The organism is Novosphingobium sp. TCA1 (genome assembly GCF_009811895.1).
GTDB classification, from domain to species: domain Bacteria; phylum Pseudomonadota; class Alphaproteobacteria; order Sphingomonadales; family Sphingomonadaceae; genus Novosphingobium; species Novosphingobium panipatense_A.
Genome location: NZ_BLJH01000007.1, coordinates 24669 through 47081, shown reverse-complemented (window position 1 = coordinate 47081; position 22413 = coordinate 24669). Strand labels below are relative to the sequence as shown.

Annotated in this window: 20 protein-coding genes and 1 pseudogene; 9 read left to right on the top strand and 12 right to left on the bottom strand. The window is 65.6% G+C overall.

Annotated elements, in window-relative coordinates; all coding sequences use genetic code 11:
• Nucleotides 1–3: 3 nt before the first annotated feature.
• The 5 genes from NTCA1_RS10655 to NTCA1_RS10635 all read right to left on the bottom strand — a co-directional run bounded on the left by NTCA1_RS10655 (nucleotide 4) and on the right by NTCA1_RS10635 (nucleotide 4878).
• Nucleotides 4–765: a proteasome-type protease gene (locus NTCA1_RS10655; protein ID WP_086492467.1), complete on the bottom strand. Its 762-nt coding sequence runs from the start codon at nucleotides 763–765 to the stop codon at nucleotides 4–6.
• Between the two features lie 67 nt (nucleotides 766–832).
• Nucleotides 833–1702, bottom strand: a complete 870-nt coding sequence (locus NTCA1_RS10650; protein WP_159830476.1) for a transglutaminase family protein — start codon at nucleotides 1700–1702, stop codon at nucleotides 833–835.
• A 15-nt stretch (nucleotides 1703–1717) separates the two neighbouring features.
• The gene (locus NTCA1_RS10645) at nucleotides 1718–2665 is read right to left on the bottom strand and encodes an alpha-E domain-containing protein (protein WP_159830475.1); all 948 of its coding nucleotides are present in this window, start codon (nucleotides 2663–2665) and stop codon (nucleotides 1718–1720) included.
• A gap of 10 nt (nucleotides 2666–2675) precedes the next feature.
• Entirely contained in the window at nucleotides 2676–4112 is a 1437-nt protein-coding gene (locus tag NTCA1_RS10640; protein WP_159830474.1) for a circularly permuted type 2 ATP-grasp protein, read from the bottom strand.
• A 217-nt stretch (nucleotides 4113–4329) separates the two neighbouring features.
• Nucleotides 4330–4878: an HAD-IA family hydrolase gene (locus NTCA1_RS10635; protein WP_374705180.1), complete on the bottom strand. Its 549-nt coding sequence runs from the start codon at nucleotides 4876–4878 to the stop codon at nucleotides 4330–4332.
• Here NTCA1_RS10635 and NTCA1_RS29135 point away from each other — a divergent pair.
• Nucleotides 4826–4939 (top strand): annotated as a pseudogene (locus NTCA1_RS29135) (hypothetical protein); the annotation flags it as partial. The gene NTCA1_RS10635 and the pseudogene NTCA1_RS29135 sit on opposite strands and share 53 nt — an antisense overlap.
• A 121-nt stretch (nucleotides 4940–5060) precedes the next feature.
• Here the strand turns inward: NTCA1_RS29135 and ykgO are convergent.
• On the bottom strand, nucleotides 5061–5186 hold the full coding sequence (gene ykgO, locus NTCA1_RS10630) for a type B 50S ribosomal protein L36 (RefSeq protein ID WP_021235112.1): 126 nt from the start codon (nucleotides 5184–5186) through the stop codon (nucleotides 5061–5063).
• Nucleotides 5187–5450: 264 nt separating this feature from the next.
• Here ykgO and NTCA1_RS10625 point away from each other — a divergent pair, with 264 nt between their 5' ends.
• The 3 genes from NTCA1_RS10625 to NTCA1_RS10615 all read left to right on the top strand — a co-directional run bounded on the left by NTCA1_RS10625 (nucleotide 5451) and on the right by NTCA1_RS10615 (nucleotide 8045).
• Entirely contained in the window at nucleotides 5451–6200 is a 750-nt protein-coding gene (locus NTCA1_RS10625) for a hypothetical protein (RefSeq protein ID WP_159830472.1), read from the top strand.
• Between the two features lie 67 nt (nucleotides 6201–6267).
• Entirely contained in the window at nucleotides 6268–6891 is a 624-nt protein-coding gene (locus NTCA1_RS10620; RefSeq protein ID WP_159830471.1) for a DUF4136 domain-containing protein, read from the top strand.
• Nucleotides 6888–8045, top strand: coding sequence for a M14-type cytosolic carboxypeptidase (locus tag NTCA1_RS10615; protein WP_159830470.1), 1158 nt, complete (start codon nucleotides 6888–6890; stop codon nucleotides 8043–8045). Before NTCA1_RS10620 ends, NTCA1_RS10615 begins: the two co-directional genes overlap by 4 nt.
• Before the next feature lie 48 nt (nucleotides 8046–8093).
• Here the strand turns inward: NTCA1_RS10615 and NTCA1_RS10610 are convergent, their stop codons facing one another.
• The 4 genes from NTCA1_RS10610 to NTCA1_RS10595 form a co-directional block, all read right to left on the bottom strand.
• Nucleotides 8094–8726, bottom strand: a complete 633-nt coding sequence (locus tag NTCA1_RS10610; protein WP_159830469.1) for an alpha/beta hydrolase — start codon at nucleotides 8724–8726, stop codon at nucleotides 8094–8096.
• A 182-nt stretch (nucleotides 8727–8908) separates the two neighbouring features.
• Nucleotides 8909–9346, bottom strand: coding sequence for a cytidine deaminase (locus NTCA1_RS10605; protein WP_159830468.1), 438 nt, complete (start codon nucleotides 9344–9346; stop codon nucleotides 8909–8911).
• A complete protein-coding gene (locus NTCA1_RS10600) occupies nucleotides 9343–10062 on the bottom strand; it encodes a glycoside hydrolase family 25 protein (RefSeq protein ID WP_159830467.1) in 720 nt (239 codons plus the stop codon). The genes NTCA1_RS10605 and NTCA1_RS10600 overlap by 4 nt, the downstream gene beginning before the upstream one ends.
• Before the next feature lie 13 nt (nucleotides 10063–10075).
• On the bottom strand, nucleotides 10076–10558 hold the full coding sequence (locus NTCA1_RS10595) for a UPF0262 family protein (RefSeq protein WP_086492478.1): 483 nt from the start codon (nucleotides 10556–10558) through the stop codon (nucleotides 10076–10078).
• A gap of 328 nt (nucleotides 10559–10886) precedes the next feature.
• On the opposite strand from NTCA1_RS10595, the gene NTCA1_RS10590 reads away from it, so the two are divergent.
• On the top strand, nucleotides 10887–12398 hold the full coding sequence (locus tag NTCA1_RS10590) for a replicative DNA helicase (protein ID WP_086492479.1): 1512 nt from the start codon (nucleotides 10887–10889) through the stop codon (nucleotides 12396–12398).
• Nucleotides 12399–12420: 22 nt separating this feature from the next.
• Complete coding sequence (locus NTCA1_RS10585) at nucleotides 12421–13128, top strand: SDR family NAD(P)-dependent oxidoreductase (RefSeq protein ID WP_236549233.1); 708 nt, start codon at nucleotides 12421–12423, stop codon at nucleotides 13126–13128.
• Between the two features lie 29 nt (nucleotides 13129–13157).
• Here the strand turns inward: NTCA1_RS10585 and NTCA1_RS10580 are convergent, their stop codons facing one another.
• A complete protein-coding gene (locus NTCA1_RS10580; RefSeq protein ID WP_159830466.1) occupies nucleotides 13158–14384 on the bottom strand; it encodes an aminotransferase class I/II-fold pyridoxal phosphate-dependent enzyme in 1227 nt (408 codons plus the stop codon).
• Nucleotides 14385–14521: 137 nt separating this feature from the next.
• On the opposite strand from NTCA1_RS10580, the gene NTCA1_RS10575 reads away from it, so the two are divergent.
• The 3 genes from NTCA1_RS10575 to ftsH all read left to right on the top strand — a co-directional run bounded on the left by NTCA1_RS10575 (nucleotide 14522) and on the right by ftsH (nucleotide 20759).
• Nucleotides 14522–16342 carry a hydantoinase B/oxoprolinase family protein gene (locus NTCA1_RS10575; RefSeq protein WP_159830465.1) on the top strand — a complete coding sequence of 607 codons (1821 nt, stop codon included), beginning with the start codon at nucleotides 14522–14524 and terminating at the stop codon, nucleotides 16340–16342.
• A gap of 130 nt (nucleotides 16343–16472) precedes the next feature.
• Entirely contained in the window at nucleotides 16473–18551 is a 2079-nt protein-coding gene (locus tag NTCA1_RS10570; RefSeq protein WP_159830464.1) for a hydantoinase/oxoprolinase family protein, read from the top strand.
• Between the two features lie 276 nt (nucleotides 18552–18827).
• On the top strand, nucleotides 18828–20759 hold the full coding sequence (ftsH, locus tag NTCA1_RS10565) for an ATP-dependent zinc metalloprotease FtsH (protein ID WP_086492484.1): 1932 nt from the start codon (nucleotides 18828–18830) through the stop codon (nucleotides 20757–20759).
• A 208-nt stretch (nucleotides 20760–20967) separates the two neighbouring features.
• Here ftsH and NTCA1_RS10560 read toward each other — a convergent pair whose 3' ends face one another.
• Complete coding sequence (locus NTCA1_RS10560) at nucleotides 20968–22320, bottom strand: MFS transporter (RefSeq protein ID WP_236549232.1); 1353 nt, start codon at nucleotides 22318–22320, stop codon at nucleotides 20968–20970.
• Nucleotides 22321–22413: the final 93 nt, after the last annotated feature.

The window sequence follows — 22413 nt, the reverse complement described above, 5'->3', positions numbered from 1 at the left end:
ACCCTAGACCGAGGTGTCCAGCTTCGTTTCCATCCGGTAGTCCGGCAGGGCATTGAAGGCCGCGCGCAGGGCCTCGCCCCAGCCTTCCGAGATCGACTGGAAATAGGGGTCGCCGGCTTCGATACGGCGTTCGTGCAGCGGCGTGAAGCGGTCCTGCTCCAGCACCAGCAGATCGAGCGGCAGGCCCACCGAAAGGTTGGCCTTCACCGTCGAATCGAACGAGACGCAGAGCAGCTTCACCGCTTCCTCGAACGTCATCTTGCGGTCGTAGCCGCGGATCAGGATCGGGCGGCCGTACTTGGTCTCGCCGATCTGGAAGAAGGGCGTATCGAAGCTGGCCTCGATGAAATTGCCTTCGGGATAGATCAGGAACAGGCGCGGCTCCATGCCCTTGATCTGGCCCGCGACGATCATCGAGGCGCTGAACGTGCCGGAAGCCGCGTTCTGACCATTGTCCGCGGCGCGTTCGCTGATGATATCCTGAAGCAGGTTGCCGACCACCGTGGCCACCTGGAACATGGTCGGCGCCTCCAGCAGGGTATTGTGCCGCTCGGCCGGGGCCTTGTTGCGTTCCTCAAGCTGGCTGATCACCGCCTGCGTGGTGGCCAGATTGCCCGCCGTCATCAACGTGATGATCCGCTCGCCCGGGATTTCCCAGTGATACATCTTCCGAAAGGTGGAAATGTTGTCGACGCCCGAATTGGTGCGGGTGTCGCTCATCAGCACGAGCCCGCGATCCAGCATCATGCCCACGCAATAGGTCATGGAACCAAAAACCCCTGAATTCTGAAGCCCCGCGCGACCTTTGCGGGGTGCGGCCCGTTCAGCCGCCCTATGTCTGCTGCCGTCTTTGTTGTTGTCCACCGCCACCGGCGGACTGCTGTTGCTGCTGACCTAGCAGATTCTCGCCCACCGACAAATGCACGTCGAGCCGGGTTTTCCCCGCTCCCATGGCAATACCTGTAACCGGCGCGGCCTCAGCATAGTCTGAGCCGCTGGTTACGCGTATATACCGTTCATCCGGGCAGATCGCGTTGGAGATGTCGAAACCTACCCAGCCGAGCCCCTGCACATGGGCTTCCGCCCAGCCATGCCCGGCCTCCTGCTCCACCCGGTCGTTCATGCGCAGATAGCCGCCGACATAGCGCATCGGAATGTCCAGCAGCCGCCCGGCGCTGATGAAGACATGGGCATGGTCCTGGCACACGCCCTGTCCGGCCGCGAGAGCCTGCTCGGCCGTGGTGCCTGCATCGGTGGCGCCGGGAACATAGTCGATCTGCGCGGCCACCGCGCTCGACAGGGCATGGAGGAACCCCAGTGTATCCGATCGCGGCGCATCCACCGAGGCCAGCAGGGCGCGCACCCGGTTGCCCGCGCGGGTCAGCGGCGTCGGGCGGAGGAAGCACCAGAGCGGCGTATGCCCCGAGTGGGCGCCGGTGATCCCGTTGTTGTCGCTGGTGCGCACCGTGCCCGTGCAGGTGACGATCACTTCCGGCGCGCCCGGCTCGATCGAAACCAGCGCGGTGTGGTTCTGGTGATGGTCGTCATACTGCGCCTCGTGGCGCGCGCCGGTCAGTTCCATCCGCCAGTCGAGCACTTCCTGCCCATGCGTGGTCTTCGGTTTCAGCCGCAGGCGTTGCAATCCATGCGCGACCGGATCGGCGAAGGCGTAGCGGGTGGTATGCGTGACGGTCAGCAGCATGGGTAAGCCGTCCCTCTATTCGATGAAGCGATAATCGGCGGCGATGGCATTGCCGAGATGCTGGGTCTTGCCGATGAAATCCTGGAGGAATTCATGGAGGCCCATCTCGAAGATATCCTCGATCGTGGTCTGGTGCAGGCCGGTGCCGGTGGCGCGGAGAATCTCGTGCGCGCCGGTCTCCTCCCCATATTCCTTGACAAGCCCGGCCATATTGCTGCGGATCTTCTCGTAGCAGAACACCAGCGAGCGGGGGAACTGGCCGTCGAGGATCAGGAACCTGGCGATGCCGCGCGGGTCCATCGCCCCGGCATTGAGCCAGGAATAGGCCCGGTTGCCCGCCACCGAACGCAGCAGGGTATCCCACTGCACATTGTCGAGACTGGACCCCACCCAGGCGGCCGAGGGCAGCAGGACGTAATACTTCACGTCGAGAATGCGCGCCGTACTGTCCGCCCGCTCGATGAAGGTACCGATGCGCGAGAAGTTGAACACCTCGTTGCGCAGCATCGTGCCTTCCAGCGCCCCGCGCACCAGGGTGCCGGTGCGCCGAACCTGCCCCAGCACCTCACCCAGGTTGGTTTCGCGCACCGGCCGCGAAAGCAGCTCGCTGAGGTGCATCCAGCCTTCGTTGGTGGTTTCCCAGACGGCATTGGTCAGGCTGTTGCGGACCATGCGGGCATTGGTGCGCGCATTCTCCAGCATGGCGAGGACCGAGCCGGGATTGTCGCGATCGCGCAGCAGGTAGTTGAACACTTGCGGCCCGGTGATGTCGGCATGCCGGGCGCAATAGTCTTCCAGCAGGCCCGTCGTCGTCAGGACCGATTTCCACTCCTCGTCCTGCGAATGCTTGTTCCCGCGCGTCAGCGCGAGGTGGAAGCCCACGTCGATCAGCCGCGCGGTATTCTCCGCGCGTTCGAGGTAGCGGCTCATCCAGTAGACGCCGTTGGCGGCCCGTCCCAGCATCAGTGCGTTCTCACTCGTCCAGTACCCACGAGTCCTTGGTGCCCCCGCCCTGCGAGGAATTGACCACCAGCGATCCCTTCTTCAGCGCCACGCGGGTCAGCCCGCCCGGCGTGATGTCGATGCCCTCGGGCGAAACCAGCACGAAGGGGCGGAGGTCCACATGGCGCGGGGCCAGGCCTTCCTTGTTGAAGATCGGCACGGTCGAGAGCGAAAGCGTGGGCTGGGCGATGTAATTGTCCGGCCGCGCCCGCAGCTTGGCCTCGAAATCGGCCAGTTCCTTCTTGGAGGACGTCGGCCCGATCAGCATGCCGTAGCCGCCCGAGCCGTGGACTTCCTTGACCACCAGTTCGGCCAGATTGTCGAGCACATAGGCCAGCGCATCCGGTTCCGAACAGCGCCAGGTCGGCACGTTGGAGAGGATCGGCTTCTCGCCGGTGTAGAACTCGACGATCTCGGGCATGTAGCTGTAGATCGCCTTGTCGTCGGCAATGCCGGTGCCCGGCGCATTGGCGATGGTGATGCCGCCCGCGCGGTAGACGTCCATGATCCCCGCCACGCCCAGTACCGAATCGGGGTTGAAGCTCAGGGGATCGAGATAATCGTCGTCCACCCGGCGATAGATCACGTCAATCGCCTTGTAGCCGGTGGTGGTGCGCATGGCCACGCGCCCGTCCACCACGCGAAGATCGCTGCCTTCCACCAGTTCGGCGCCCATCTGGTCGGCCAGGAAGGCATGCTCGAAATAGGCGGAATTGTAGATTCCCGGCGTGAGCACGGCCACGGTCGGGCGGCCGGAGCCCTTGAACGCGGACGGCGCACAGGCCCGCAGCGAACGGGCAAGGCGGCGCGGATAGTCCGAAACCGGACGCACCGGGATCTTCGTGAACAGTTCCGGGAACATCGCCATCATCGTCTCGCGGTTCTCGAGCATGTACGAGACGCCGGAGGGGGTGCGGGCATTGTCTTCCAGCACCATGAACTCGTCCGGCCCGGTGCGCACGAGGTCTATGCCGACGATATGGGTATAGACCCCGCCCGGCGGCGTCATGCCGATCATCTGCGCAAGGAACGCCTCGTTGTTGCGCAAGGCGTGGACCGGCAGACGGCCGGAGCGGATGATTTCCTGGCGGTGGTAAAGGTCCTGGAGGAAGGCGTTGATCGCCCGCACCCTCTGCTCGATCCCCTGGGTCAGTTTGCGCCATTCGCGGGCAGTGACGATGCGGGGGATCATGTCGAAGGGGATCAGCCGTTCTTCGGCGGCATCGTCGCCATAGACGTTGAAGGTGATGCCGATGCGGCGAAAGAAGCGTTCGGCTTCCGCGTCCTGACGTTTGAGCCAGGCCTTGTCCTGCGAGTCGTACCAGTTTCTGAAGTCTGCGTAGGCAGGCCTCACCGACCCGTCCTCGTTGAGCATTTCGTCGTAGTTGGTTCTGCCCGCAGCCGTCATTGTGACTCCCGTTTGTCCATGTGATGCAACACGGAAACGGTCTTGCCAAGCGGTTACGCTGCAAGTGCGAAAGAAAAATTCCTGCTTGCAGTGGCGGAAATCGGACTGATTTGGTCACGATCAACGCGTTCTCAGCAATCCTCGAGTGGCCTGCGCATGTTGCGACGGCGAAAACGCGTTGGCTAATGGGCTGAACGGAGCGGCGTTTCCGCGCGTGTCAGCTCAGCAGCCCTCGCGCCGTCAGATCCGCCCGCAGCCCAGGTGCGCCTTGAAAATGATGGACCTGCCAGCCCAGGTCGCGCGCCGAGGCGATGTTCGCGGCATTGTCGTCGATGAACAGCATCGCCTGCGGTTCATGGCCGAAGCGGCCTGCAGCGAGGTCGAAGATGCGGGCATCGGGCTTGACCAGCTTCTCGTCGCCCGAAACGACGATGTCGCCGAACAGGTCGAACAACGGCTCGGTGGCGCGGTATTCGCGCCAGAACGGGCTGGCGAAATTGGTGATGGCGAAAAGCGGCATCCCGCGGGCCGAAAGTTCGCGCACGATCTCGTGGCTGCCGGGGACGTTGCCGGGAATGGTTTCGAGAAAGCGCGTGGCGTAAGCGTCGATCAGGTGATCGTTGCCGGGAAAGGCGGCCTTCCGCTCGGCGACCAATTCCGCAAGGTCGCGGCCCGCGTCATGCTCGAAATGCCATTCCTCGGTGACCACGTTCGCGCAGAACCAGTCCAGGCGATCGGATTCGGGAATGAGCTTGGCGAAGAGCAGGCGCATGTCCCACTCGACAAGGACTCGCCCGACGTCGAACACGACGGCTTCTACAGGATGATTTTCGTGGATGGCAGACATGACAAGACCCCCGCGCATGGCGGGGGCCTCAATGTCATCGACGCTGTCGCCCGTCCGCCTTGAAACATCCCCACGCCAGGCGCGGGGACAGGCAGACGAAATCAGCCCTGGCGGGCCTTGAAGCGACGGTTGGTCTTGTTGATGACGTAAGTACGGCCGCGACGGCGGATCACGCGGTTATCCCGGTGACGACCCTTGAGCGACTTCAGGCTGTTCGTAATCTTCATGTCTAGTCTCGTCTTGCGTGGTCCGGCGGTTGCACCAAGCAAACTGGGGCCGCCGCAAAAATTTGAAGTGGCGCCGTTAGTGGGCGCGGCTTGCAAAGTCAAGCCCGAGGAGCCATTCCCCCTCTTGCAGGAATTTCGTTTTGCCGTTCATGACACCGTTCATCACGCCGTTCATGACTGGGCAATCGCGAAGCCCAGATAACCCAGGTTCGGGTGCGACCCAACCGATTCTTCGCCAATCGCCTTTTCGGACCCATATCCATCATGCAGACGCTCAAAACCGCGATTTTCACCACCGGAATGGTCGCAGCTCTCCTTGCCGCTCCTGCCCTTCAGGCGCGTCCGGGCTGGGGTTCGCCCTGGGGCGGATATGGTTCGGGATGGGGCGGCGGCTGGAACGACCCGTTGATGGGCGGCCCCGCCGGACCGCCGATGTCCTCCAGCCGGTCCAAGGATTCGCGCGAAGGCCGCGTCGAAGTCAGCCGATTCGTGGCGCAGGGGCCGGAAGCCGCCGATCTCGGCCACGGCGCGGTTGCGGTCCAGTCCGATTCGGGAGAGGGCCAGTGGGTACCCGGCGCGCAGCGCGCCGCCTATGAGGCCGCCATCGTCGAGGCACTCGTCGGCGCCGGATACGATACCCAGCACAAGGACGAAGGCGGCGGACAGGTCGCCGAACTGAAGATCAGCCGCCAGGTCCTCACCCCGGCCGAGGAAAAGCGCAATCCGGTGAGCGGAACCGCCGCAATGGGCGTCAGCAATCGCGGCTCGGCCTATGGGCTGGCCGTGAACGTGGACCTTTCCAAGCCGCGCTCGGCCCTGATCGGCACCCGACTCGACACCCGAATCGTCGACAAGGCGAGCGGCAAGGTACTGTGGGAAGGATACGCCACGATCGCCACCCGCGAAGGCGACGACGACTGGCCGGACTACCGCATCGCCGGAAAGCTCGCCGCCGCCCTCTTCGACGGGTTCCCCAAGGCCGATGCCGTAGGCACGGACGCGCCCAAGGGGTAAATCAAAACATGGCGGGCGTCGGCTTAAACGTTTATGCTTGAGATACTTGTCTTCGAAAGAGCCTGACATGACCCGCCTCACCATCATTCCTGCCGCTCGTTCGATCGCTCTCTGCCTCGCCGCGGGGCTGGCGCTGGCGGGATGCGCGGCGCAAGTCGGGCCGGTGGAAGTGACGCGCTTCAGCGCCGCCGATGCCTCGATGCTCGGGCGGGGCGTCATCCGCGTCGATCCGGCCAATCCGCAGGATGCCGCCAGCCTGGAATTCCGCACATATGCCGCCGCCGTGGGGCAAGAACTGGCGAAACTCGGCTATCGGCAGGCCCTGCCCGGAGAAACCGTGCGCGATCCTCAGGTGGCGGTCCTTTCGGTGGAGCGCCAGGTCTACCAGCCCGGTCCGCAGCGCAATCCGGTTTCGGTCGGCGTCGGCGGCAGCACCGGAAGCTACGGTTCGGGGCTGGGCCTCGGCCTCGGGATCAATCTCGCGGGCAAGCCGCAGGATCAGGTGGATACCCGCATGCAGGTCATGATCAAGGACCGCCCGGAGGGCCGCACGATCTGGGAAGGCCGCGCCTCCTTCACGGTCGGCTCCAAGTCTCCCGTCGCCCAGACCTCGCTGGGCGCCGCAAAAATGGCCGAAGCGCTGTTCAGGGGCTTTCCGGGCAGGTCGGGCGAAACTATCCTGGTGAAATGACCAGCATCCAGATTTCCTCCGCTTTCGATTCCGGCAACATCGAAGTCCTCTCCATCGACGGCACCACCGCCCGCCTTGCCATCAGGCGCGACCACGGCTCCGACTTCTTCCAGTGGTTCCATTTCCGCGTCAGCGCCGCGCCGGGCCAGAGCATCGCGGGCGAGGAACTGACGCTGAAGATCACCGGGCTCAACGGCTCCGCCTATCCGATGGGCTGGCCCGGCTACCGCGCCTGCGCCTCGGAAGACCGCCAGTTCTGGGGCCGCGCCGAGACCACCTGGGACGGCGGCAAGGATGGCGGCACGCTGACCATCCGCCACCGGCCCGAAGGCGAACTGGCATGGTTCGCCTATTTCGCCCCCTATTCGATGGAGCGCCATTACGACCTGATCTCCTCGCTTTCCGGGGTTGAGGATGTGGAATACCGCCTGCTCGGCACCACGCTCGACGGGCGCCCGCTCGATTGCCTCTCGATGGGCGAGGGCGAGGCGCAAGTCTGGCTCTATGCCCGCCAGCACCCCGGCGAATCGATGGCCGAATGGTGGATGGAAGGCGCACTGGAAGTGCTGGCCGACCCCGCCGATTCGGTGGGCCGCGAACTGCGCAAGCGCTGCCGTTTCCACGTCGTGCCCAACCTGAACCCCGACGGTTCGGCGCGCGGGCACTTGCGCACCAATGCGGCAGGCGTGAACCTCAACCGCGAATGGGCCGCGCCCAGCGCCGAGAAATCTCCCGAAGTGCTGGCGATCCTGGACGCGATGGACGAAACCGGCGTGGACTTTGCCATGGACATCCACGGCGACGAGGCGATCCCCGCCGTGTTCCTGGCCGGTTTCGAAGGCATCCCCTCGCTGAAGCCGGAACAGAAGGCCGGCTACGACAGCTATGCCGCGATTCTCTACCGCCGCACGCCGGACTTCCAGCGCAAGCTCGGCTATTCGCTCTCGCAGCCGGGCAAGGGCAACCTGACGATGTCCACCAACCAGCTGGCCGAACGCTACGGCGCGGTCTCGATGACGCTGGAAATGCCTTTCAAGGACCACGACGACGCCGCCGACCCGCGCCAGGGCTGGAGCCCGGAACGCTCGGCCCAGCTCGGCAAGGACTGCATGGGCGCCCTGCTCGAATGGTTCGTGGAACGGGAAAAGAAGTAAATTGCACGGGCCATGCAGCGGGCTAGTCCGCTGCATGGCCCTGGAAACTCAGATTCCGGCCCATTGCCGCAGGGCCTGCCGCACGGCGAGGTTCTCGTCATACGTCCAGTCGGGTGAAACCGCAGTGCTGGGTACTTCGCCCAGCAGGTCCTGAAGCATCATCCAGCCCGCCGACCAGTCTCCGCGAACGTGATCGCAGACCGGCGAGGCGCCCCAGTCCTTGGCAAGCCGGATCGTCGAGCGCTGCTGCGCCGCCGAGGCATCGAGATCGCCGACCATGAAGGCAGTGAACGGCAGCGTCTGGCGCGGACAGGCGCCGAAGCGCGCAAGGCGCCGGTCGGCTCCGGGCAGGTCCATGTTCGGCGGATTGACGACGATGGCGCCCAGCACGGGGTTTTCCTGTGCCACCGCCTCGAACTCCACCCACCAGGCCAGGGCCAGCGCGGCGATATCATCGGTGACGATCACCACCGGCCGGTCGGCCCGGCGGATGGCCAGGTTCAGCTTGTTGACCCAGGTATTGCGGTGCGGCTCGTCCCAGAGGCCGAGTTCCAGCACGCGGCAATGCTCGCTCCATCCGGCCCAGCGGTTCATCCAGTGGCCATCGGAAAGCGGCGCGCCGGGCACCAGGAGAATGAGCGGAACGTGGTCCTGCGCACGGGGATAGCGATAGTGTGTCATGAGGGAGGTGCTCCAACGCTGTTGGGATACCGCCGGTCGACTCTGTCTACGTCCCGACAGCCAGCACCATAACTCAACCAATCAAGTTGACAATAGGATTCCGACGAAACGACGATCTGCCACGTCGCTCCGAAACGGAGCGGACGCTGCAGATCGTGTACGGTACTGAAAGCCGCTTTTTCTTACAGCAGGTTCGCCGGACCGAAGGCGTGGGGCAGCAATTCCGACAGGCGCGTTTCCAGCACGCTCTCGGCGCCGTCGCACCAGATCACCGGATCGGTCTCGCCGATCTGCGCGATTTCGTTCAGGATCTGGCGGCAGCGCCCGCAGGGCGTGACGGTGTCGCCCTGCCCCGCCGCGCCGGGCGCGCCGCCGGTAACCGCCACGGCTTCCAGCTTCTTGCGGTCGCCCGACGAGAGAATCGCGGAGACCGCCACCGTCTCGGCGCAGAGCGACAGGCCGTAGCTTGCGTTCTCGACATTGGCGCCGGTGACGACCGAGCCGTCCGCCATCAGCAGCGCGGCGCCGACATGGAACTTCGAATAAGGCGCATAGGCCCGCGTGGCGGCCTCGCGCGCGGCGGAGATCAGCGCGTCGCGCTGCTGGGTGGTGAAAGTCATGGCTGCACCACTACCCAGCGCAGGCCCCCTTGCGCAATCTCGCTGGCGAGCGACCCGTTCGCCGTCCACAGCGACCAGGGGCGCCCGCCGTAGTCGGGCAGAAGCCGGTCGCGCACCAGCCAGAGGTTGCGGTCGAGCTTGGCGGCGATGCGATAGCGGTCCTCGAAAGCCTTGCTGACCTTGAGGATCACCGGCTTGCCCGCGTGAGTCTCGATCTGGTTGATGAACGTCATCAACTCGCTTTCCACTTTGGCGTCGGAAACCGGGGTGGGGCAATGATCGGCCAGGATATCGAGATCGATGGCGGGCGGCAGGAGCGCCGAATCGCGCGGCACGGTCGTCACGAAATTGGCCGACTGCATCTCGGCGGGCTGGCAGGGATCGTAGCGGTGGACCGCCCCCACCTGTAGCCCCGCCGACCGGGCCGCGCCGAAATTGGCGACGAAGCGCGGGTCGCGGGCAAAGGCACTGACGCTTGCGCTGGCGTCGATATAGGCGAAGTCCACGCCCACGGCCTTCAGCGACTTCCAGTTCACCTCGCCGTCCGCCGCGCCGATCTCGACGCCCTGCACGGGATAGATCGCGCGTTCCGGCGTCCAGTGGCGCAGATGCCACCAGCCCCACGCCCCGGCGATCAGCACGGCCAGCAGCAATGCCGCGCCGATTCGCCACAGGATGCGCGCGCGCGCCTTTGCGGCCGAACCCTTCCTGATCATCGTGAAGCCCCCTTCAGCCGCGAATATGCAGGACGCAGATCAGCGTGAAAAGCCTGCGCGCGGTGGGGTGGTCGGTTTCTACTTTGCCGTCGAGCCGTTCTAGAAGCAGTTCGGCCGCCGCATCGTGAATGCCGCGCCGGGCCATGTCGATCGTTTCGATCTCCTGCGCGGAAGCCTTGCGAATCGCCTGGTAGTAGCTTTCGCAGACGGCAAAGTATTCGCGCACCGGACGGCGGAAACGGGCAAGGCCCAGCACCATCGTCTCCAGCAGCTCGCCCGCGTCGTCGCACAGTTCCAGCGAGAGCCGCCCGTCGCGCACCGAAAGGCGCAGCCGATAAGGCCCCTCGTGCCCCGCCTCGAAGGCGCGGACCGGCTTGAAGACGTTGTCCTCGATGAGATCGAACATGGCGATACGCCGCTCCTGCTCGATATCGGCATTGCGCCACAGGATGGTCGCGTCGTCCAGTTCGATATGGGAGATGCGCGGATCGGACATATTCCCTTGGCCTTTACGCGTTCGCAGCATGGGGTCGCAAGTGACGGTTTGAAAATTCGCTGGAGGCTGATTTTCAAATCGTCCCGAGTCTTTGTTTGGTACGCCTTCGACATCCGTCGAAGGCTTGCGGCACCAGCCCACGCCCCCACCCGACCTCCCACTAGGGTACAATCGTTGGGAGGTCGGGTGGGGGCGTGGGCTGGTGCCGCTAAAATCCGCCCATGGCGGATTTTCAAACAATTCCCCCTCCATTAACAGCCTGTGGATTAATATCCTCTTCCTGCTCGCTTGCTGGCGGGGGGCGAGATGAGGCATTGTCGGCAACCTCATGTCACAACCTGCCACCATTGCGCTTGCCCCAGAGGCCGAAGCCCGCACCCTGCCTGCCAACGTCGAGGCCGAGGCCGCTTTCCTGGGCGCCGTCCTGATCGACAACCGCGTGATCGAGGAATTGCAGACGCAGCTTTCGCCGACGCACTTCTACGAACCCGTCCACGCCCGCATCTATGAGCGCATTCTCCAGCTGCTGGACCGCAAGGCCGTGGTGACGCCGGTGACCCTGCGCCCCTATTTCGAATCGGACGAGGCGCTGAAGGCGCTGGGCGGCGTGTCCTACCTCGCGCGCCTGACGGCCGACGGCCAGGGCCTGCTCGCCCCGCGCGAACTGGCGGACCAGATCTACGACCTCGCCCTGCTGCGCGAACTGATCTCGGTGGGCCGCAATCTCGTGGCCGAAGCCATGGACACCTCCGAATCGGTGGAGCCGATGGAGCAGGTGGAACGCGCCGAGGCCGCGCTCTACAAAGTGGCCGAAGGCGCCTCCACCGCGAACGAGGCCAAGAGCTTCGCCGCCGCCACCCGCACCGCGATCGGCGCCATCGAGAAGGCGTTCAACTCGGGCGGTCACATCTCGGGCAAGACCACCGGGCTTACCTCGGTCAACGACAAGATCGGCGGCCTGCACGATTCCGACCTTATCATCCTGGCCGGTCGTCCGGGCATGGGCAAGACCTCGCTCGTCACCAATATCGCCTTCAACGCGGCCGACCGCCTCCAGCGCGACAATGCCGACGGCATCGCCACCGAGAAATCGGTGGGTGCGGCCGTGGCCTTCTTCAGCCTGGAAATGAGCGCGGACCAGCTGGCCACGCGTATCCTGGCGGAACAGTCGGGCATCAGCTCGGAAGCCCTGCGTATGGGCAAGATCAGCCGCGAGGACTTCCAGCAGCTCTCCTTCGCCAGCCAGCGCCTGGCCGAACTGCCGCTGTTCATCGACGACACGCCCGGCCTTACCATCGCGGGCCTGCGCACCCGCGCCCGCCGCCTCAAGCGCCGCCATGACATCGGCCTGGTCATCATCGACTACCTGCAGCTGCTGCAAGGCTCGGGCCGCGCCACCGACAACCGCGTGAACGAAATCTCGGAAATCTCGCGCGGGCTCAAGACGCTGGCCAAGGAACTCCACGTTCCGGTGATCGCGCTCTCGCAGCTCTCCCGTGCGGTGGAATCGCGCGAGGACAAGCGCCCGATGCTGTCCGACCTTCGCGAATCGGGCTCGATCGAGCAGGACGCGGACATGGTCTGGTTCGTGTTCCGCGAAGACTACTACGTGAAGGCCACCGAGCCGAAGTTTCCCAGCGACACCGATTCCCCGGACGTGCGCGACAAGTGGGAATCCTGGCGCGCCAAGATGGAAGAAGTTACCGGCCTGTCCGAACTGATCATCGCCAAGCAGCGTCACGGCGCCACCGGCAAAGTGCGCCTGCGCTTCGAAGCCCGCATCACCAAGTTCTCCGACCTCGCCCACGACGATATGCGATCGGCCTTCGAAAGCGACTGATCTTCCCCGAAAAAGGACAAGAATGAGCGACCAGAAAGTCCTGCTTCTCGCCGGCGGCAGCGGTTCGATCGGCAGTGCCCTGGCCAGGCAGGCCCTGGCCCACGGCTGGAAGGTCGCTCTCCACGGACGGACGCCGGAAAAGGTCGCCGCGCTCGTCACCGGTCTGTCCTATCTCGGCACCGTGGACGGCTTCATCGCCGATGTCTGGGAAGAGGACGCCGCGGAAACGCTGATCGCGGAAGTCGGCGAGCAATATGGCCGGATCGACGCGGTGATCGATTGCGTCGCCACCGGCCCGCTCGGCATCACCGGCCCCCTGCCGGAAACGGCGCCCGAGACCTTCGGGGATTTCCTCAATGTCTCGGTGGGCTGGGTGGAACGCCTGGCGCTGGCCAGCTACGGCTTTCTCTCCACGCAGGGCGGCACGTTCATCGCCCTCGTTTCCGATGCCGGGATCTATGCCGCCCCGCGCCAGAGCCTGATCGGCGCGGCGCGGGCAGGCACGATCGGCTTCATCCGCAATTTCGCCGTCGAATCCGCCCGCGACGGCATCCGCGCCCATGCGCTCTCCACCAGCTTCGTGGAAGGCAGCGAAAGCGCCGTCCGCATGGGTTCGGAGCGCATGGCCCGTGCCGCGCGCAAGGCAGGGCTCGGCCTGCCCACGGCGGACGACATAGCCCCGCTGGCGCTGTTCCTCTGTTCGGACGGGGCGGCGAAGATCACAGCGTGAACGGCGGGCTCAACGCGTAGGCGCGGTTTTCAACCCGCGATTTCCGCCCTGAACCGCGCCAGCCGCGCGGCGGCCTCATCCAGCACGTCCATCGGCTTTGTGAAGCAGAAGCGGACGAGGTGCTCGGGCACCTCTTCCCCCTGATAGAGCGCGGATACCGGCACGCTCGCCACCCCGGCCTCGACCACCGCGCGTTCACTGAACACGCGGTCCTTCAGCCCGATCCCGGAAGCCGCAAGATCGACAGTCAGGAACCATGTCGCCGCATTGGGGAGAACCGCGTAGCCTGCCCCGGTCAGCCCGGCCTTCAGCCGTTCGCGGGCGGCGGCCCATTGCCCGCGCTGCCCGTCCAGCACCGCATCCGGCAGGGCAAGCCCCTCGGCCACGGCCCACTGCAGCGGCACGGCCGTCGCAAAGGTCAGGAACTGGTGTGCGCCGGCCAACGCCGTCGCGAGAGGACCCGCCGCAATCATCCAGCCGATCTTCCAGCCGGTAAGCCCGAAGATCTTGCCCGCCGAACCGATCTTCACCGTCCGTTCGGCCATGCCGGGAAAGCGCAACAGCGAGCGGTGGGGCACCCCGTCGAAGCGCACGTCCTCCCAGACTTCGTCGCAGATCGCGATCAGGTCGTGCTCCACACAGGCCTTGGCGATCATCGCCAATTCCTCGTGGCTGGCGACCGTGCCCGCCGGATTGAGCGGATCGTTCAGCATCAGCACGCGCGGCTTCGCCGGTGCCGGATCGGGCAGGCCAGAACGCGCCAGCAGGGTGGACCGCTTCTGCAAGGCAGCCTCCAGCGCCTCGGCCGGGTAGCGAAAATCGGGCGGCAGGAGCGGGACCGAGACCGGAATGCCGCCAGCCCGGCGCACCAACGGGGCATAGGCATCGTAGGCGGGCTGGAACAGGATCACCTCGTCCCCAGGCTTCACGAAAGCGAAGACGGCGGCGGCCAGTGCTTCCGTTGCGCCGGACGTGACCGTCACCTGCTCGGGTGCAAGCTCCAGCCCCTGGCGCCGCGCATAATAGCCGCAGATCGCCTCGCGCAGTTCCATAAGCCCCGCGCCGGGCGGGTACTGGCTGGACCTTTCGTACAGGGCCCGGCTCGCCGCCTCGATCAGCGCGGGCGGCGGCGGGCCATCCGGGAAGCCCTGCCCCAGGTTGATCGCGCCATGCTCGCGCGCAAGTGCCGACATGCGATCGAACACCGTGCGCTCCATTTCCGCATAGACCGGGTGGATGCGGCCAGCCGTCTTCATTCTCAGTGCTGCTCCAATGGCGGCCATGGACAAGACCGGCGCCGGTGTTTCGTGATCTGCATGGGCCGATGCGCTCGCTGTCGAGAAGCGCGCCCTCTCCGCTCCTACCTCGGACAAACCACAAGGGAGAGCAAGACGTGTCCTACGCGCTGAACCGCAAGCTCGCCGAGCGGCGCGGGCCCCTGCCGACCGCGGCGGAAATCGACCCGGTAACCGGCGACATCATTCGCGGCGCGTTCGAAACAGTCTGTTTCGAGGCTGCGACTTACCTCGGCCGCGCAGCCTCCAGCCCGATCATCAACCAGTCGAACGAGCGCAATGCCGCCATCGTCGATGCCCACGGCCGCCTTGCCATGGGCGCGGTGGGCACGCCGCACCTGACTTTCGTCAACCAAATGGAGACGCGCTGGGGGCTGATGAATCAGGACCGTTACGACTGGGGGCCGGGCGACGTCCTTCTGGGCAACGATCCCGATCACGGCGGCGGCCATCTGCCGGATTACTGCATCTACGGCCCGGTCTATGACGACAAGGGCGAGTTGATCTGCATCCAGACCTTGCAGGCGCATCAAGGCGACACCGGCGGCAAGGATCCGGGCGGCTTCTCGCTCGACGCTACCGACGTCTTCACCGAGGGTGTGATCTACCCGTGCCTCAAGCTGGTCCACCGTGGCGAACTGCGCCGCGACGTGTTCGATACGGTGGTGCGCAACAACCGGTTCGCCACGTTCGCGGGCGACATCGCGGCGATGATCGGCGGCGTGCAGCACGCGGTGCGGATGCTGGACGACCTTATTGCCAAGTGGGGCGGGGAGACGATCAAGGCGGCGATCAACCACTCGATCGAACACACCGAGCGCCGCGTACGCGAAGAAGTGGCGAAATGGCCCGATGGGTGCCACGAGGCGACCGTCTGGATCGACCACGACACGGCCGGGACCAAGGACATCAAGGTCCACGTCGCCTGCACTATCGCCGGAAACCAGCTGACCGTCGACCTTGAGGGCACCGACGATCGGCAGAACCTTGTCGGCGTGTGGAACACGTTCGCCAATTCGCGCAGCTACGTGATGTGTCAGGTGGTCGCGGCGATGGACCCGACGATCGTGAAGAACGAAGGCTTCTTCAACGCCGTCGATATCCTGATCCCCGAAGGCTGCATCGCTCAGCCGCCGCCGAACAAGCCCGCCGCACTGGGATCGTTCCACCCGGCCTGCGAGATTACCGAGGCGGTCTGCATCGCGCTGTCCAATGTGGCGCCAGAACGCGCGCAGCCGCAGCTCTACAAGATCGGCATGCCCAACATGGTCGTCGGCTTCGACGAGGCCGGCATGATGTGGATGGACCAGGGCGTCGATTGCCGATCGATGGACGTTTCGGCGGTGGAAGGGCTCGATGGCTGGGGCTCCTGCCCTTCCGCGCTGGGCAGCCTGATCCTGTCCGAAGCGGAGGACGCGGAAAGCCGCTTTCCGATCCTCAATATCAGCCGTGAGATGACCACCGATGGCGGCGGCGCCGGCCAGTGGCGCGGCTGCCCCGGCTCGCTCAACGTCAAGCAAGTGCTGCGGCCGACTTCGGCGATGGCGTGGATGGTCTCGGCCGACCACCCCTTGCGGGGCCTATGCGGCGGGGACGATGCGATCCCCTACACCAACCGCTTCGAGGTAGGCTCCCCCAACGAGCGTGCCATTCTTCACACCGCGCAGGACCTGCTGCCGGAGGGCGCGGTGATCGCCTACCAGCACGGCGGCGGCGCCGGGTTCGGCCGTCCGCTCCAGCGCGATGCGGAGGCCGTGAAGGAGGACGTGCTCGACGAGTACGTCAGCCCGGAGGCCGCGCAGGCGAAGTACGGCGTGGTGCTGACCGGCAGCCTCGACGACTACTCGCTGGCGGTGGATCACCCCGCAACCGAGGCGCTCAGGGCCGAGATGGCGAGCATGGCCGAGGCCGCGGAATAGCGAAAATACGGAGCCACTCCCCCTCCCCTTCAGGGGAGGGAGTCGGGGGGTGGGGGCTCTCCGGCTACGCGGAGCCCGATCGAAAGCCCCCACCTCTCCCTAAAGGGGTGGGGCTCGGAGAGGACGTTCCATGAATTACAGGGTCGGCATCGACATCGGCGGCACCTTCACCGACTTCGCGCTCCTGAAGGGGAACGAAGTGGTGCTCCACAAGAACCTCTCCACCCCGGAGGACCGCTCGCTGGGGGTGATGGAAGGCCTCGGCAAGCTGGCCGAGAAGGAAGGCCTGCCCCTCCCCGAATTCCTCCGCCGCTGCGAGGCGATCGTCCACGGCACCACCGTGGCCGACAACACCCTGATCGAGATGAACGGCGCCCTCACCGGCCTGATCACCACCGAGGGATTCCGCGACGAGATCGAATATCGCCGCGGCTACAAGGAGGATATCTGGGATGTCCGCCTCGAAGCGCCGCAGCAGATCACCCCGCGCCGCCGCCGCCTGACGGTGCCCGAGCGCGTGCTGCACGACGGATCGATCCACAAGGAGCTGGACGAAGCGGCGCTGCGCGAAGCCTGCCGCAAGCTGCGGCTGCAGAACGTGGAAGCGGTGGCGATCTCTTTCCTGTTCTCCTTCGTCAATCCGGAGCATGAGCGCCGCGCCAAGGAGATCGTGCAGCAGGAAATCCAGAACGCCTACGTTTCCGCCAGCCACGAAGTGCTGCCCCGCGCGCCGGAGTACGACCGCACCTCGACCACGGTGGTCAACGCCTATGTCGGCCCGCGCGTCACCGGCTATCTCGAACGGCTGGTGCAGCGGCTTGGCGAAGGCGGATACCGCAATCAGCTGATGGTCATGCAGGCCTCCGGCGGGGTGATGACAAAGGACTATATCGACGGCGCGCCGATCCGTGTGCTCGCCTCCGGCCCGGCAGGCGGCGTGGTCGGGTCGGCCCATGCGGGCCGCGCGAAGGGCTGCCCGGACCTGCTCTGCGTCGACATGGGCGGCACCAGCTACGACATGGCGCTGGTGCTGAACGGAGAGGCCCCGGCCGAGGCGGGCTGGAACATGCACCACCGCTATCTCGTCGGTGTGCCGATGGTGAAAGTGGAGACGCTGGGCGCGGGTGGCGGCTCGATCTGCCACGTCAACAACGGCGCGCTGGAAGTCGGCCCGCGCTCGGCGGGGTCGGAGCCCGGCCCGATCTGCTACGGACGCGGCGGCACCGAGCCGACTGTGACCGATGCGCTGGTCATGCTGGGCATCCTTTCCACCGAGGAAGGCTTCGCCGGCGGCAGCTTCCGCCTGAGCCGCGGGGGCGTGGAGGAAGCCTTCCGCAAGATCGCGCAGGACCTCGGCCATGACGACGCCGAACGCGCCGCCTTCGACTGCTGGCGCGTGGTCAATGCCCATATGAGCCAGGGCGTACGCCGCACCACGGCGGGCAAGGGCATCGATCCCAAGGACCTTGTCATGCTCGCCTATGGCGGCAACGGCCCCGCTTTCGCGGCGATTCAGGCCGAAGACCTTGGCATCACCCGCGTGCTGGTGCCCAAGGCATCGCCGACCTTCTCGGCCCTCGGCACTTTAGTCGCGAACCCGACCATCGACGAGGAACGCTCCTACATCGCCCCCGCCTCGGCGCTGGATATGACACGCATACGCAAGCTCTGGACCGAACTGTCGGACCGCGCCGCGCGCTACTTCACCGCCGCGCAGTTCCGCGCGGAGGACATCCGCGCCGATTACCGGCTCAACATGCGCTATCCGGGGCAGAACTTCTCGCTCTCGTTCGACTTTGCCGCCGGCTCCCCACTGGGCGATCTCGGCTTTATCGACGAGACTTTCGCTGCGCACGCCATCGCCCTGTTCAATGCCCGCTACCTTGCCGAATACGGACACATCCGCGAGCACGAAGTGCCGGAGATTTCCGGCCTGCGCCTTGCCGCACACGTCGAGACGCCCTCTCCCCCAGCCGGTGGAGAACTGGTCCCGACCGGTGCGCAGGCGCAACCGATCCGTCACCGCCGCGCCAATCTGGGGGCTGGCTTCGAGGAAATCCCGGTCTATCGCGGCGCCGACCTCGCACCCGGCATGGAGGTCGGCTCGCCCGCGATCATCGAGGAAACCTTTACCACCATCGTCGTCTATCCCGGCTGGCGCGCCCAGGTCGACAGCGCAGGCGATTATCAGCTTTTGAAATGCGGCTGATTTCGTTCCGATTCGCTCCGATTTCCTCTGGAAAACGTCGCGCTGAGTCCATCGCCATGGCCGGACGAAGATCGAACGGCAGTTCTCCACGCCTGCGAAACACCCGAAAACACGTCGAAAATCGCGCCTATCCGCCGCCCGCACCGCAAATCGTCCGGCGATTCGGTCAGCAATGTCGCGTCGAAGAGCCGAAACGATTACACTGACGGCCTCTGCTAACTTGCGATTCAGGCGCCCGACCCTACATTGACGGGCGAAAGGACGGTTTCTCCTAAGATGAACGACGACCAGCCTAGCGGCAATCCCTGGGTCAAGAGCCTGCTCGTATGGGGCGGCATCTTTCTCGCGCTTCTCATGGTGGTATCCATGTTCAATACCCGCAGCGAGAGCGGGCCCATGATCGCCTATTCCGATTTCCGCGCCAAAGTTGCCGAAGGCAGCGTCCAGAGCGTCGAAGTGGGCGAGGACAGCATCGACGGCAAGATGAAGAACGGCGATTCGTTCCGCACCGTCCCCGTCCCCGGCGACACCACGCTGACCCCGCTGCTTCAGCAGAGCGGCGTGCAGTATGCCGGCAAGACGCCCGAGGAAGGCAGCCTGCTGGTCTACATCCTCGCGCAGACCCTTCCCTTCCTGCTGATCGTGGGCATCGCCTTCTTCGCGCTGCGCCAAGTCCAGAAGGGCGGCGGTTCGGGCGCGATGGGCTTCGGCAAGTCCAAGGCCAAGATGCTGACCGAACGTTCCGGCCGCGTCACTTTCGACGATGTCGCAGGCATCGACGAAGCGCGCGAGGAACTGGAGGAAATCGTCGAGTTCCTGCGCGATCCCACCCGCTTCTCGAAGCTGGGCGGCCAGATCCCCAAGGGCGCGCTGCTGGTCGGTTCGCCCGGCACCGGCAAGACCCTGCTCGCCCGCGCCATCGCCGGTGAGGCGGGCGTGCCGTTCTTCACGATCTCCGGCTCGGACTTCGTCGAGATGTTCGTGGGCGTCGGTGCAAGCCGCGTGCGCGACATGTTCGAACAGGCCAAGAAGAACGCGCCCTGCATCGTCTTCATCGACGAAATCGACGCGGTCGGCCGCCATCGCGGCCACGGCCTCGGCAATTCGAACGACGAGCGCGAACAGACGCTGAACCAGCTGCTGGTCGAGATGGACGGCTTCGAAGCCAACGAAGGCATCATCATCATCGCGGCGACCAACCGCCCCGACGTGCTGGACCCCGCGCTGCTGCGTCCGGGCCGCTTCGACCGCCAGGTCGTGGTGCCCGTGCCCGACATCGAGGGTCGCGAGAAGATCCTTGCCGTCCACATGAAGAAGGTGCCGCTGGCGCCCGACGTCAATGCCCGCGTGATCGCGCGCGGCACGCCGGGCTTCTCGGGCGCCGACCTCGCCAACCTCGTGAACGAGGCCGCCCTGCTGGCCGCGCGCCGCAACAAGCGCCTCGTTGCCATGCAGGAATTCGAGGACGCCAAGGACAAGGTCATGATGGGCGCGGAACGCCGCTCCATGGTCATGACCGACGACGAGAAGAAGATGACCGCCTATCACGAGGCAGGCCATGCCATCGTCTCGCTGCACGAGGCGGCTTCGGATCCGATCCACAAGGCCACGATCATCCCGCGCGGCCGCGCGCTGGGCATGGTCATGCGCCTGCCGGAACGCGACAGCTACTCGTACCACCGCGACAAGATGCTGGCGAACCTCTCGGTCGCCATGGGCGGCCGCGTGGCGGAAGAGATCATCTTCGGCTACGACAAGGTTTCCTCGGGCGCCTCGTCCGACATCCAGTACGCCACCAGCCTGGCGCGCAACATGGTCACCAAGTGGGGCATGTCCGACAAGCTCGGTCCGCTCCAATACGAGGAAAGCCAGGAAGGCTACCTCGGCATGGGCGGGACGCACCGCACCATGGCCTCGGACGAGACCAACAAGGTGATCGACAGCGAGATCCGCGTATTGGTGGATACCGCCCACGCCCGCGCCACCCAGCTGCTCAACGAATACAACGAGCAGCTTGAAGCGCTGGCCCAGGCCCTGCTGGAATATGAGACGCTGTCCGGCGACGAGATCAACCAGCTCCTCGAAACCGGCCGGATCGACCGCCCCAGCGAGCCGCGCGGCCCCGGTGCGCCCCGTCCGCTGACGGGTTCGTCCATTCCCAAGGCAGGCCGCCGCTTCTCCGGCAGCGCGACGCCGCAGGGCGCCTGATTTCCCGAACAGGAGTTCTCCCTCGGGAGAATGCAGGAGGGGGCGTAAGACTTCACGGTCTTGCGCCCCTTTGCCGTTTCCAGGCCTCGAACGCAGGTCCTCGGTGCGGCAGGCAAAAAGAAAGCCGGCCACCAAAGAAGGGGCCGGCTTTTAAAAGTCTTGGGAGAGGATGCCTGAAAGGCCCGGCCGCAATGGACGCGGGCGAGCGTCAGCTCAATTGCAAATCATGCACCATCGCTTGCGGAGCAGCTGCCCCCCGTCCGCCAAGAACCAGAAGCGCGCAAAGCCCGGCAAAGGCGGAAGGCAGGGTATAGGCCAGACGGATCGCCAGGCTTGCCGTCGCCCCCGGAGCAGTGCCCACCTGAAACCCGGACGCACTCACCAGCCAGAGACCGAAACCCGCCCCCAGCCCCAGCGCCAGCTTGAGGGTCACGCTGGACAGGGCATAGTAGCTACCCGACATCCGGGGACCGCTGCCGGAGCCCTTTTCGGCGATATCGGCCACCATGGCGCGCAAAAGCATGTAGTCGATGCCAAAGGTCAGACCCCGTAGCGCCAGGAACAGCGCAAATGCCGCGGCATTGCCGGTCGGCACCAGCAGCACCAGCGGCATCGTCAGGGCCTGCCACCCGAAACCGACCGCCAGGACGCGCCGCCGCCCGAACCGGTCGGCCATGATCGCCCAAAGAGGAAGCGTGAAAAGCACCATGACCGGCTGGATCAGCAGGAGCATCGCCCCCAGCCCCTTCAATCCCAGCACCGGCTCGGCGAGGAACAGGAAAACCGCAGCGGTCGAGGCATCCGCCATGCCGCACAGCATGTAGAGGACAAGAATCCTGCGAAGGTCGGGATCGCCGATCATGACCCTGAGCAGTTCGGCCAGCGACGGCGCAGCAAGCACGGTCCCTGCCGCTTTCGGGCGCGGCTCCCGGAAAGTGGCCAGCACCGCGAAGACGGCCAGCGGCGCGGCCGCCGCGATGACGATGCCCAGCATCGCCGCCAGCGAAGCGATGCTGAAGCCGAAGCGCCGCTCCAGCAGGCCGATCAGGGCCAACATGCCGATCGAGCCCATCACGCCGAACCAGACTTTGGCGCCCATGATCCGCGTGCGCTCCGCTTCGTCCTCGGACAGTTCCAGCCCCCAGCCGCCGTGCGGCGTAACGATGAACGAATAGCCGATGTGGAGCAGAACACCCGCGCCGACCACCCGCAAGACCCCCGATCCCGGCGGCGCGAGGAACAGCGCAAGCGCGCCTACGGGCACCATGATCGCCCCCAGCGCCATCCACGGCGCCCGGCGGCCGAGCGGCGTCGTGGTGGTATCGCTGACCCAGCCGAGCACGACGTCGGCCGCCGCATCGAACACGCGCACGCCCAGCATCAGCCCCCCGACCAGCGCGAGCGACACGCCGACCGTCTGTGTCAGAAACGCAGGCAGGTAGGAACGCCAGGCCAGTTCGACAGCCTGAAACAGCAGCACGGGAAGCGAGAACACGGCCAGCCGCGCCGGACCGAGGCGGCCGGGCTTGCGTTGGGCTTGCGAAGAATCGCGCGGTTCCACGGCGCATGCCGTTAAGGGCGCTCGATGACGTTTCCATGACCGCCCTGAATGGACCGGAACTTGCGGCGGCGCGCCGCTCGGGCATAAGACGCC

Excerpts from the sequence above, each read along its gene's own strand:
- NTCA1_RS10655 (WP_086492467.1), bottom strand. The coding sequence starts at position 765 with ATGACCTATTGCGTGGGCATGATGCTGGATCGCGGGCTCGTGCTGATG.
- NTCA1_RS10650 (WP_159830476.1), bottom strand. The coding sequence starts at position 1,702 with ATGCTGCTGACCGTCACGCATACCACCCGCTACGCCTTCGCCGATCCG.
- NTCA1_RS10645 (WP_159830475.1), bottom strand. The coding sequence starts at position 2,665 with ATGCTGGGACGGGCCGCCAACGGCGTCTACTGGATGAGCCGCTACCTC.
- NTCA1_RS10640 (WP_159830474.1), bottom strand. The coding sequence starts at position 4,112 with ATGACGGCTGCGGGCAGAACCAACTACGACGAAATGCTCAACGAGGAC.
- ykgO (WP_021235112.1), bottom strand. The coding sequence starts at position 5,186 with ATGAAGATTACGAACAGCCTGAAGTCGCTCAAGGGTCGTCACCGGGAT.
- NTCA1_RS10625 (WP_159830472.1), top strand. The coding sequence starts at position 5,451 with ATGCAGACGCTCAAAACCGCGATTTTCACCACCGGAATGGTCGCAGCT.
- NTCA1_RS10620 (WP_159830471.1), top strand. The coding sequence starts at position 6,268 with ATGACCCGCCTCACCATCATTCCTGCCGCTCGTTCGATCGCTCTCTGC.
- NTCA1_RS10615 (WP_159830470.1), top strand. The coding sequence starts at position 6,888 with ATGACCAGCATCCAGATTTCCTCCGCTTTCGATTCCGGCAACATCGAA.
- NTCA1_RS10610 (WP_159830469.1), bottom strand. The coding sequence starts at position 8,726 with ATGACACACTATCGCTATCCCCGTGCGCAGGACCACGTTCCGCTCATT.
- NTCA1_RS10605 (WP_159830468.1), bottom strand. The coding sequence starts at position 9,346 with ATGACTTTCACCACCCAGCAGCGCGACGCGCTGATCTCCGCCGCGCGC.
- NTCA1_RS10600 (WP_159830467.1), bottom strand. The coding sequence starts at position 10,062 with ATGATCAGGAAGGGTTCGGCCGCAAAGGCGCGCGCGCGCATCCTGTGG.
- NTCA1_RS10595 (WP_086492478.1), bottom strand. The coding sequence starts at position 10,558 with ATGTCCGATCCGCGCATCTCCCATATCGAACTGGACGACGCGACCATC.
- NTCA1_RS10590 (WP_086492479.1), top strand. The coding sequence starts at position 10,887 with ATGTCACAACCTGCCACCATTGCGCTTGCCCCAGAGGCCGAAGCCCGC.
- NTCA1_RS10585 (WP_236549233.1), top strand. The coding sequence starts at position 12,421 with ATGAGCGACCAGAAAGTCCTGCTTCTCGCCGGCGGCAGCGGTTCGATC.
- NTCA1_RS10580 (WP_159830466.1), bottom strand. The coding sequence starts at position 14,384 with ATGAAGACGGCTGGCCGCATCCACCCGGTCTATGCGGAAATGGAGCGC.
- NTCA1_RS10570 (WP_159830464.1), top strand. The coding sequence starts at position 16,473 with ATGAATTACAGGGTCGGCATCGACATCGGCGGCACCTTCACCGACTTC.
- ftsH (WP_086492484.1), top strand. The coding sequence starts at position 18,828 with ATGAACGACGACCAGCCTAGCGGCAATCCCTGGGTCAAGAGCCTGCTC.